Here is an 11681-nt window from a genome sequence, read left to right as displayed (position 1 = left end):
CTTAAAATTCTGTTAAGCTATCACACAAAACATCATTTAAGCGGCGGAATGTTGTATCCGTCTATAGCGTTTAAATTGCCCAGGTATGACCAGGTCAAGCCGGTTATATATTTTTTCATAACCGCATTTACCTGCTGCACCGTAGTCATAAACACCAGCTGCGGAAAATCATCGGCATACTGCCAGCTGGCAAACACTTCGGCTTCGCCCAGCCTGTCTGTAACCGCTGCCACATTTTGCTGGCTTATGAAATTATTAATAACCATGTTGTTTTTAATGCGGGTAAGCCAATCTTCGTTCACTCCTCTCTCTTGAAAGTTTCTTAAAGTATTTATAGCACCCGACACTGCGGCCTGGGGCTTATTACTCATTAAAACAATATTGACATAGGGTACCAGCGTAGTCATGCAATTAGTGCCGGTATTATCAGCCAAATGACCATTCACAACCAAATCGTTATATAATGTAGCGCCAAACGCAGCAACCCCAAGCTTAAACGGCACAAAGTCGGCGCTTTTAACTAATGGCGAGTTACCCATGGCCGCAATATAATTAACAGGCAAAGCCTGTTGGGTTTTAATTAACTTGTTGTCATTAAAATCAGGCTCATCCATATCAGGTTTATTATAAGGCCTTGAGGGCAGGTTAGCAAACGAAAACATGATCTTTTGAACCAGTTCTTCTTTGGTAATATTGCCAACAACTACTATAAACATGCGCTCCTTATTTAACAAGGTATTATAGTAGTAATTTTTCAGTTCCGCCTGGTTAATATCTTTAAGTGTTTCGTCAGTGCCGCAGGGGTCAAAACCATATTGTGTGCCTTTAAGGGTATTTAACATTAACTGTTTTGAGGCAAGTATGATAGGATTTGAAGCTAAGGTTTTATTCGCCAACATAATCTTGCCGCGCAATAATTGTACTTCATGGCTTTGATAGGCCGGATCAGTCACCGCATCGGCAAACAAGTACCAGCCTTTATCAAAATATTTAGATATACAGTTTAACTGAACAAAGCCGAAATCAAAATTTCCGCTTCCGCTTAAAGATATGTCGTATTTATCACACGTATCTTTAAGGGTATTGGCAGAAAAGTTTTTTGTACCACATTCTGCAGCTCCGGCTAAAGCAAAATGTTCAATTCCGGCTTTTGACGCAGCATAATTAGCCGTACCTCCGCGATAATACACTCTAACATTTACTATCTTTTTTTGCGTGGGCTTAAATATTACCTTAATACCGGCAACATCAAAAGACCTGGTTGCGTATGGATTTTGCGCAAAAGTGGCAGTGCTAATCAGCAGCCCTAACACTATGTTATTTAATATTTTCATGGGCTGCTAACTAATGGGCTTTAAAAAATTCGTCGGTTTTTAATTGTGCCTTTAATTGGGGGCCTATTAATAAGCCTGCACAGTAAGGTTTATTTTTAATGTATTTGCGTACATATGACTGCAGATTGGCTTTTTTTATCTTCGGCAAATTGTCAACATAATTAAAATAATAATCTATCGAAGCAGATGCCCACCAGAACGCCAGGATATTGACAAAATCAGAGGTCACCTCTTCGCGCCGGATATGACCGATCTCCAACTTACGTTGAGCTGTTGCAATTTGCTCGGCTGTAATGTAATCATCTGTATCAAATAAGGCTATTTGCTTTTTAACTTCGGCCAGGCATTCTTTTATTTTTAAAGGATTGGGCTGTATGGTAAGAGTTATTGGCCCGATGCGGCTCAGCGTAAGGTAATTAAAGTTGACGTTGAGCGCCAACCCAGACTGTACCAGCGCCTTTTTAAGTTTGGACGAGTTTTGCATCAGAACATTCGAGAATACATCGGCTGCGTAGGTCGAAGGCACATCGGTACGTGTACTTGGGCCTTGCCAGGCTATTAAGATATAAGGTACCAGGGCATTGCTATTCTCGATCGTAAAATATTGCGTTTTAGTAACCGGTTTTATTTCAGGTATCGGCCATTTTTTTAACGGATCGAAGCCAGACGGCTTCCAGTCGCCAAATATTTCCTCAACCTTGCTGAACATCTGGTCGTGCGATATATTGCCGGCAATAGTTAGCAATGCATTATTTGGATAATAATATTTTTTCTGAATACTATCCATTAACGCCAAAGTAGCGCCCTGGATAGTTTCATGTGTACCTATAGCCATTTTTCTGCGATACATATCACCCCACAAATGCTGACACATAGCTTTATTGAGTAAAAAAACAGGGTTACTTTCTTTTCCCAGCAGCTCTTTGTCGGACACGCTTTTAACCTCGTTTAAACTTTTTTCGTCAAGCACAGGGTAACGGATGGCTGCACTCATATATCGCAAACCCTGATCAATACCAAAGCTGGGCATGGTGAAATGGCATTCGGCATTTTCTTCATTAACGCTTACATTACGTAAAATGCCCGTTTTGCTGGCAAAATAAGCAACAGCATCACCGGTGCCATAGTAAGTGTTTGACCGGTATAACATGTTATGGTACATGTAAGTCAGCCCGCTGTAATTGGTGGGTTCGGCAAAGGCCCCGTTTTTAAACGTCATCGAAACAGTTACTAACGGAACGCTGTTATCTTCGATAACTATCACCGTTAAACCGTTATTTAATTTTATTTGAAAAATATTTTCGGATAATTTAGTTTGTGCTTTGGGTACCGCTACAGCACCACACAACAATAGGGTTAGGGAGATTTTTTTTAGGGTCATTTAAGGCTTAGAATTACACTGTTAATATAGAGAATTATTTATCAAATCACTTACTTGAATTTATGAAGCCATTACTTGTACCGTTGTTTATATTTGGGCTAACTTGCCCCGGGTTTTATATAGCCATGCTGCTGTTTACCGCGGCAGAACGTCGGGGGGTACATGTCAGTCATTGAGCTTACTATAATTATTTTAATCGGCTCGTATTTCGCGGGCTTACTGGGGTCGCTTACCGGTTTGGGAGGCGGGTTTGTCATTATTCCTCTTTTTACGCTATTCCTCCATATTGACATTCATTACGCCATTGGAGCTTCGTTGATTACTGTTATTGCTACTTCGTCGGGCGCAGCGGCGGCTTACCTCAAAGAGGGTATTACTAACATGCGGCTGGGCATGTTTCTGGAGATAGCCACCACCACCGGCGCCATGTTTGGGGCTATACTGGCTATTTACATGCCTACCAATTACATTGCGATTTTATTTGGATTGCTGTTAATTTTATCTGCGTTGATGTCCGTTCGTAAAAAGAGAGAACATATCGTTCAACGAAAAAGCTATCTGGCCAAAAAATTAAATCTCAACAGCAACTATCCCACTGCGGACGGCCCGGTTGAATATAGTGTTACCAATGTAGGAGGTGGCTTTGGTATGATGTTGTTTGCGGGCTTGATATCGGGGCTGCTAGGCATCGGCTCAGGCGCCCTAAAGGTGGTTGCAATGGATGGTATTATGCGGATACCTTTCAAGGTATCAACCACCACCAGCAATTTTATGATTGGCGTAACAGCGGCAGCCAGCGCTGTAGTTTACCTGCAACGCGGCTACATCGAGCCGGCTCTTTCTATGCCGGTAGTTATAGGCGTGCTTATAGGCGCCTTTACGGGTTCAAAAATATTGGTACGAAGCACTTCGGCCAATTGGATAAGGGTGGTTTTTTCTATTGTAATCAGCGTAATTGCTCTACAAATGATCTATAACGGCGTAACTCACAAACTATAATGAGTAAACTAAAGGATAGTGACATACAAACCCTTATTGGATGGGTGTTACGCGGCGGTGTCTTTTTATCAATCGGCATTTGTATATGCGGTGCCGTTATTTATTTGTTTGGACATGGGCATGATATTGCCAACTACCACAACTTCAAGGGCGGGCCCGCTTCCGTGCAAATGGACGAAATCGTTAAAAGCATTATGGCCTTAAAAGGGCGGGCCATTATCCAGGCGGGAATTATATTATTAATAGCAACACCCATCCTGCGGGTATTATTTTCGGCCTATGGTTTCGCCATTGAGAAAGACTATCTGTATACCGGCATAACAGTGCTGGTACTGATAATCATTTTTACGAGTATGCTCGGGGGCCATGCAGGCTATTAATTACCGGCAACTTCGCCCGGGCCTGTGGCGCGTTTCTGCTCTTCTTCGTTACCTGCGCTGTGTTTAGCGATGCTCTTTAACGAAACATTCCCAAACCGGTAAGTAAAAATGAGTTTGAACAACCGCGTTTCAACCTTGTCATAAACCGTCATATTAAGGTTTTGATAATTGATGGTACTGCGGTCACGGTGAGTATTAAAAATGTCGGATACACTAAATGCTATCGTTCCGTTTTTATTTAATATTTGTTTGGATACATTAACGCCCACATAATAATCGGCTTTAAACTGATAAATTCCGTAAAATGTAGGGGCTTCGTAATTTCCAAATGCTTCTGCTGCAAAATTGTCAGGCAATGTAAAACGCTGCATGCTGAAAAAGCTCACCGCCTGGGTGCCCTTGTTTAAGTTACCATATTGGGGATAAGCCTTTATACGTTCATAAGAAGCATCTAAATTAAAATCGGCTTCCCACCAATCGGTAAAATATACAGGCACATTGAACCTGATACCATATATAGAATACTTGCCGAAGTTTTGGGTTACCGTACGGCTCACCTTAGATGAATCGTTTTGCATATAACTCGGAAAATCATAAAAATTACTGGTTATAACGCTGTATAGTGTAGTAAGATATCTTTTATTAAAAGTGTGCGACAACTGTATCCGGTTACTATACTGTGGCAGTAAATTGGGATTACCTTGTTTGTAGTCGTACAGATCGGTAAAATTTAAAAACGGATTTATGTTTTCATACTGAGGGCGGTCTATTCCACGATTAAAACTCAGGTCGAAGGTATGCTTGTCATTAAGTTTATAATTTAAGTGCAGTTGTGGAAACCAATCCAGATAATTTCTTTTAACCTCACTGTTCATCATTGCTGCGTTACCGCTACCCATAGTGTTGGTTTGCTCGATACGCAATCCGGCTGTTATATTTATTTTATTGATCTTGCCGATATAGTTAACGTACCCTGTATTAATATTCTCTTTATATAAAAATTTACTGCTGAAGATGGGTGAGCTTTGATAAACACCGTTTACCATCGGACCAAAAATCAATTGATTATTGGCTTGTACCCAGCTATATTTAAAACCTGTCTCTAATTTTGCCCCGGCGGGCAAAGGGGTTACATAGTCAACCTTAGCCGACCAGATATGCGTATCGGCAGGCGAAACGTTTTGTAATTTTAACGAAGGCCGGTAAACTATATGCGCCGCGTTATAGAAATAATTATCGATGTACTCTGATGAATGCCTGTCAATATCGTTAAATACAAAATCAGCAGACAAAACCTTACCCATAGTATCCAGCTTGCCGGTATAATTAATATCATAACTGGTATTTGTCAACCCTCTGTTTAATTTAGACTTTGTCGAGATGATCGAGTCCAGCACCCCTGCATTGGTTATACTTAATACATTATTCTTTCTGTAATTATAATCGTCAATAGTTCCGCTTAATAATATACCTATGGTATGTTTGTCAGCAATAGCATAGTCGGCACCCATGTTGTAACTTTGCTTGGCACCCTGGTAAGTGGTATAATAATTAACGTTGTAATCGCTCGTTACATTCTGAAAGGCTACAATCCGATTGGTTAAGAAAAGGTGATCTGTTTTACGGTATTCGTAATTATAATTGCCAAACACGTTTACCTTTTTTTGCCGGCTGTTAAATATCAAACCGCCGCCGCCTCTGCCAAACTTGCCGTACGCCCCGGTTCCGGTTAAGGTAAAGTTTGTGCCTGTATTAGCCCCTTTTTTTGATATGATATTAATAATACCCGCCCCCGCTGCATCATATTTAGCCGATGGGCTGGTAATCAATTCAATTTGCTTTACGGTGTTGCCGGCAAGGCTTTGCAGATAGTCCACCAGGTCCTGGCCCGATAAATGCACCTGCTTACCATCAATTGTTACCATGGCATTGGAACGGCCTATCAAGCTCAAGCCGCCCTTTGTGTCGGCGTGCACGCCGGGGGCCTGCCTTAATATCTCAAATACAGAGTTGCCTTCGGCAATTATACTATTTTGTACGTTCAGGGTAACTTTGTCAGACCTGGCTTCAACATACGACCGTTGCGCATTTATTGAAACCTCTTTAAGTACCGGTATATGTGGAGTTAGCGTTATATCGCCGGCAAGTAAATCATCCCCCGCCTTAACCTCATAAGGCCCGGTCAATGATTGATCATAACCTATCTTACTAACCAATAGCACATATTTGCCGGGTTTTGTAGTAAAACTAAACCGTCCGTCGTTATCACAAGCTGTTGATTTAATGATGGCCGAGTCGGCAGCGGCAAGTAAAATTACGTTTGCGGCGGCTGCAGCCAGGTGCTGCTCGCTGTAAACCTTGCCATGTATGCCAGACACATTTTGTGCACATACAGAAATATATGCACCCAATAAGAACGCTGTTAACAAGCCTCCTTTTAATAACCTCATTAAAATACTATATAAGAATATATCAGTTAAATAAATAGACTATAAATATGCTTATAATAGCCTAAATACCCACTTTTTTACGGTATTTTTTAATAAAAAGTTATTAAGAGCGTCCTATCTTAGCTTACAGGATTATATTATGCTAATTTTTATTAATTTTCGCCGTTGATATTTCTACCATTTATAACGCGGCACATGAAGAAGGTTTGTTTTTTAGTAGTGGCTATTTTTTCTTTATTCATTTTATCTGCACAAGCACAGACAAACCCAACGCTTACCGAAACACCGGTTACGCTTAAAACGCTGTCAACCACAATATCAGGTACCTTAGCTAGCCCTAACGGCGTCAGTGGAAAAATACCGGTGGTTTTAATTATTGCTGGCACAGGCCCTATCGACCGTAATGGCAACAGCGAAAAACTGAACATTAAAGCCGACACCTACAAACTACTGGCCGAAGCCCTGGGTAAAGCCGGAATTGCCTCTCTACGTTATGACAAACGCATGGTGGGCGAAAACCAGACACATCAAAAAGAAGACAATTTGCGCTTTGACGACTATGTTGACGATGCCATAGCCCTGATTAATATGCTAAAAAATGATCAGCGTTTCTCAAATGTCGTGGTATTGGGCCACGGCGATGGCTCATTGGCAGGCATACTGGCCGCGGCCGATACCGAAGAGGCAACCACTGCTTTTATTTCTGTCGAGGGCCTGGGACGCCGTGCAGATGTCTTGTTGAAGGAGCAAATGAAATCGAAACCCGGATACATGTCTGACGGGTTTAATAAGATCCTGGACTCGCTTAAGGTGGGCAGCGTACAAAAAAAGGTTGATATTTCTTTATACCCTTACATCAGGCCAAGTATTCAAAATTATATGATGAGCTGGCTAAGGTTTGACCCAACCGACGAGATCAAAAAGTTAAAAATACCTGTGTTAATTGTACAGGGCACCACCGATTTAGAGATACCTGTAATTGAAGGCGATAAATTAAAACATGTCAGATCAAGCTATACTTATGCAGTTATGCGTGGTATGAATTATGTGCTTCGCGATGCGCCTGCTGACAAAGACAAAAACCTGGCAACGTATACCCAACCCCAGTTACCGCTAAAGCCCGAGCTTGTAAGCACCGTAGTGGATTTTATCAAAGGCCTTAAATAATATTGTTACCTATAATTATCCTGCAGCCGGCGTATCACAATAATTTCGCTGATATGGTACGAGGTATGATCGGCTATTTGCAGGGCCTCGCGTAGCAGGCTTTGCCCGTTGCCGTGCGGTATTTCTTTATAAATATCCTCCTCTTGAAACAAACGGATAAACTGTTCCAGGTCATCATCAATTTGTTTCAATGCATCTTCCCAGGCCTTATCATCAGCAGGGGCTGCCTCTTTAGGCCAGTACTCGTCTGGCCATTTTGGCGATTTATGATTAGCATCTAAACAAAACTGCAGCATGTCCCATTGCGAAATACGTATATGCTCAACCAGTTGCCATATACTGTATGGCAGTTTGACAGATTTATCGCCGCGCGCATGGGCCGGTAAACCGTCAAGCGCATCCTTTAAACCTATGTGCGTGCTGCCACCACGCAGTAGTTTTATTATCTCATTAACAATAATTTCATGTTCGCTGCTCATCACCGCCAAAACCTGTTTATTCTTATTTAATAGCTTTTTTGGGTTAAATGTTCTAAGTTTATCCAACAAATATTTCCCTGAATGAACCGTCACTTTTTGTTTTTATTAGCAATTGCTTTTTTTGCCGTTGGATGCCAGAAAGATATGCAGGCTCCCGGCAGCTTACAAGCCCAGGGCAACGATGCTTTCGCCGCCTATGAGAGTCATTTCCTTGAAGAACTATGGAAGCTTAACCCCGATTGGGCTACAGACGAAGGCTACCATAAATATGATAGTTTATTAGTTGTTCCTGACGACAAAAGCCGCGACAATATGATGAACTTTATAAAAGTTCAGAAAGATTCATTAGCTCGTTATGAGGCAAATGACCTGACGGAATTAAACCGCATGGATTACCAGCTCATGCAAAATCAGTTAGAATATGAGGCCTGGAAAATTTCGGTTTTAAAAGATTACCAATGGAACCCCACCCATTACAATCCATTTTCGGCATTTGCAGCGATATTGAATGGGCATTATGCTCCGCTAACCAAGCGCCTGCGTAACTTTTATCAAAAAATGGCCAATCTGCCTGCCTATTACAAAGAGGCACAAAAGCAGATCAAGAACCCCGCGCCCGAATTAACCGCGCTTGCTATAGAGCAGCAAAACGGTGGCGTAAGTGTTATCGAAAAAGATTTTGCCGATTCGCTCAAAAAAACCAATATCCCTGCCAACGAGCAAAAATTAATGACCGACCGCGTTAAACTGGCCGCTCAAAGTGTGCGGGACTATATCAGCTTCCTGCAAAATATAAAAAACGACAAACCGCACAGTTTCAGGTTAGGCAAAACTTTGTATGAAGACAAGTTTAAGTATGCCATGCAGTCGGCTTATAGTGCGCAGCAATTGTTCAATATGGCTACCGAACGCAAAAAGCAGGTGCATCGGGATATGGCAAAACTGAGCCGCCAGCTATGGCCAAAATATTTTGGTAAAAAGGCCATGCCGGCCGATTCGCTGGATATGATTGCCCAGGTATTGGACACCCTGTCGGCAAAACACACTACACCGGCCGAGCTGCAATCAGCTATCGAGAAACAATTACCGGTGCTGTCGGCCTTTGTTAAATCAAAAGATCTGTTAACACTCGACCCCGGCAAACCGCTCGAAGTGCGCAAGCAGCCTGCTTATTTTGGCAATGCGGCCGTGGCCTCTATGAGCTCGCCGGGGCCATATGATAAAAATGCGAAATCGTACTACAACATCATCAGCCTTAAAGGGCTTTCGCCCGAAAAAGCCGAAAGCTATCTGCGCGAGTATAATAATTACACACTACAGATATTGAGCATCCACGAAGCTATACCTGGCCATTACGTACAGTTGATTTATGCCAATAAAGCACCAAGCCTGATCAAGGCATTGTTTGGCAGCGGCGCCATGGTTGAGGGCTGGGCGGTTTACGGCGAACAAATGATGCTGGACAATGGCTATGACGATTCGCCGGAGATGAAATTGATGTGGTATAAATGGCACCTGCGCTCGGTTTGCAACAGTATACTTGATTTTAACGTGCATGCCAACAACATGACTAAAGAAGACGCCCTGAAATTTCTGACCCATGAGGCATTTCAACAGCAGGCCGAAGCTGAAGGTAAATGGAAACGTGTAAGCGTAACCAGCGTACAACTGGACAGCTATTACGACGGCTACAAAGAGATTATGGACCTGCGCGACGCTTACAAAGCAAAAATGGGCGACAAATACCGGCTGAAAGAGTTCAACGAAAAATTCCTGAGCTATGGGAATGCACCGGTTAAGTTGATCAGAAATGCCATGTTGGGCGCTAAGTAATACTTAATAGCGCCGTTGTCATCTCGAACGATAGTGAGAGCGTATATAAATACGCTAAGGTGGGTGCGGATCCGTGTATAGATTTCTCCCGTTGGTCGAAATGACAAAAAAATAAAAAAACTAATATATTATGTCATCTCGAACGATAGTGAAGGATCTATAAATACGCTAAGGTGGGTGCGGATCCGTGTATAGATTTCTCCCGTTGGTCGAAATGACAAAAAAATAAAAAAACTAATATATTATTGTCATCTCGAACGATAGTGAGAGATCTATGGCATTTATATACAAAGCTAAGGTATTCTTTTCGATTCATAGTTGCTATTGACAATGTGTAAACAGAATAGTTATATTCGCAGTAGTTAAAGGTATTGTACTTAACATTCGCTGCTGTCACGAATTACCACAAAAAACAGACTAAGGCCGTGAATGATTATGGTACGCTGTTAAGGCGTAACCATGTCATTTGCTTTGGTGGGCTGTGGTAAGCCCGGTGACGGCGTGATATGAGTTACGCCTACTTTTTTATTAACCTGTTACCAAATTACCACACAATGAACCTTTCAATATCTCAAAGGATAATGGCATTTATTGCTATTACATTAGCAATTATAATCGCCACAAATCCAACTCTAAAAGATTTTAAAAACCACTTAAAAGACACATCTTATGATGAAATAACCAGAGAGCATAATTACTTTATATTTTCAATTTACAAAGATGGAGCCGATTCCACCTATATTGGTTTTTTAGGTAACTTTTTTAGGCCCTATAATAAGATAGACACTTTCGACAAGAGCTATAAGCTATACACTAATTTAATAAAATCAGGATACCCCAAGGATGACTTGGGACAGTACTCAGCATTTAAGGACAGCGTAAAAAGCGCATCTTATTCATGGCGATTGTATGATAGATTATTAAAAGCTGGATTTACTGAAGTTAATTTGGGCACTAGGTATGAGTTTATAACCACCTTTTCACATAAGTGATAATTTTTTAAATATGGAATCAATTTATATTCAAATACTGGAGGAGTTGTCAAAAGCTCAGTTAGAGAAACGGCACGACATAACAATTTTTTCAAGAACATTATTTAATAGACCCTGTGATAATGTGGATTTACACTTCGATCTAGTTGGAGACGAAATAGAAAGTTTTTTATTAATCATGAACACGAACAGTCATATAAAATATGAGAAGCATCAATATGGGGCACATGATAAATTTGAAGCATCTATAACGACCATCGGATTAGATTACTTAGAAAAAAGAAAATTGTATCAATCCAATATTTTATTGAACGAGTCTGTTACGTCATTAAATAATGCAACTATAAATAACTTTAGGGCGCAAAAATGGTTCTCAATAGGAACGGTTTTTTTTACTTTTGTAACCGCAGTAATGGGCGTATTGACATTTTTTAGTGTGCATGAGACCAGTGCCAAAACGGGTCAATTAGAGCAAAATATACAATCAGTAAAAGAAGGGTTAAAGAACCAAAAAACAGAAGCCCCGCACCCGCAAAGTCAAAAAGCATTTCATCGGTAGGCTTTCCATACAGGGAAGCCATCTTGGCTAAATAACGCACTAACCACATAACTCATTTCCCTTTCTTTTTGATTGTTAACAGCTTCTTCATTCCGGCATCGAGCTTT

At 41.2% G+C, this 11681-nt stretch carries 10 protein-coding genes; 6 read left to right on the top strand and 4 right to left on the bottom strand.

Features of this window, described 5'->3' with window-relative positions; translation table 11 throughout:
• Window positions 1–32: 32 nt before the first annotated feature.
• Together ABD772_RS09640 and ABD772_RS09635 are read right to left on the bottom strand one after the other, a co-directional pair.
• Window positions 33–1334, bottom strand: a complete 1302-nt coding sequence (locus tag ABD772_RS09640) for a M16 family metallopeptidase (RefSeq protein ID WP_345103314.1) — start codon at window positions 1332–1334, stop codon at window positions 33–35.
• A gap of 10 nt (window positions 1335–1344) precedes the next feature.
• Window positions 1345–2715 carry a M16 family metallopeptidase gene (locus ABD772_RS09635; protein WP_345103312.1) on the bottom strand — a complete coding sequence of 457 codons (1371 nt, stop codon included), beginning with the start codon at window positions 2713–2715 and terminating at the stop codon, window positions 1345–1347.
• A gap of 162 nt (window positions 2716–2877) precedes the next feature.
• Between ABD772_RS09635 and ABD772_RS09630 the strand changes: the two genes are divergently transcribed.
• Complete coding sequence (locus ABD772_RS09630; protein WP_345103310.1) at window positions 2878–3714, top strand: sulfite exporter TauE/SafE family protein; 837 nt, start codon at window positions 2878–2880, stop codon at window positions 3712–3714.
• A complete protein-coding gene (locus ABD772_RS09625) occupies window positions 3714–4094 on the top strand; it encodes a DUF1634 domain-containing protein (RefSeq protein ID WP_345103308.1) in 381 nt (126 codons plus the stop codon). Before ABD772_RS09630 ends, ABD772_RS09625 begins: the two co-directional genes overlap by 1 nt.
• Here ABD772_RS09625 and ABD772_RS09620 read toward each other — a convergent pair.
• Window positions 4091–6544 (bottom strand): outer membrane beta-barrel protein, encoded by a 2454-nt coding sequence (locus ABD772_RS09620; protein ID WP_345103306.1) that lies wholly within the window; start codon window positions 6542–6544, stop codon window positions 4091–4093. The genes ABD772_RS09625 and ABD772_RS09620 overlap by 4 nt on opposite strands.
• Before the next feature lie 195 nt (window positions 6545–6739).
• Here ABD772_RS09620 and ABD772_RS09615 point away from each other — a divergent pair, with 195 nt between their 5' ends.
• The gene (locus tag ABD772_RS09615) at window positions 6740–7711 is read left to right on the top strand and encodes an alpha/beta hydrolase (protein ID WP_345103304.1); all 972 of its coding nucleotides are present in this window, start codon (window positions 6740–6742) and stop codon (window positions 7709–7711) included.
• Window positions 7712–7716: 5 nt separating this feature from the next.
• On the opposite strand, the gene ABD772_RS09610 is transcribed toward ABD772_RS09615, so the two are convergent.
• Window positions 7717–8283 (bottom strand): DinB family protein, encoded by a 567-nt coding sequence (locus ABD772_RS09610; protein ID WP_345103302.1) that lies wholly within the window; start codon window positions 8281–8283, stop codon window positions 7717–7719.
• Here ABD772_RS09610 and ABD772_RS09605 point away from each other — a divergent pair.
• The 3 genes from ABD772_RS09605 to ABD772_RS09595 all read left to right on the top strand — a co-directional run bounded on the left by ABD772_RS09605 (window position 8272) and on the right by ABD772_RS09595 (window position 11574).
• Window positions 8272–10023 carry a DUF885 domain-containing protein gene (locus ABD772_RS09605; RefSeq protein WP_345103300.1) on the top strand — a complete coding sequence of 584 codons (1752 nt, stop codon included), beginning with the start codon at window positions 8272–8274 and terminating at the stop codon, window positions 10021–10023. The genes ABD772_RS09610 and ABD772_RS09605 overlap by 12 nt on opposite strands.
• Window positions 10024–10577: 554 nt before the next feature.
• Complete coding sequence (locus ABD772_RS09600) at window positions 10578–11015, top strand: hypothetical protein (protein WP_345103298.1); 438 nt, start codon at window positions 10578–10580, stop codon at window positions 11013–11015.
• A gap of 13 nt (window positions 11016–11028) precedes the next feature.
• Complete coding sequence (locus tag ABD772_RS09595) at window positions 11029–11574, top strand: hypothetical protein (protein WP_345103296.1); 546 nt, start codon at window positions 11029–11031, stop codon at window positions 11572–11574.
• The last annotated feature ends 107 nt before the right edge of the window (window positions 11575–11681 follow it).

It is taken from the genome of Mucilaginibacter panaciglaebae, assembly GCF_039539265.1.
Taxonomy (GTDB): domain Bacteria; phylum Bacteroidota; class Bacteroidia; order Sphingobacteriales; family Sphingobacteriaceae; genus Mucilaginibacter; species Mucilaginibacter panaciglaebae.
This window is presented reverse-complemented; position numbering and strand designations above follow the sequence as displayed.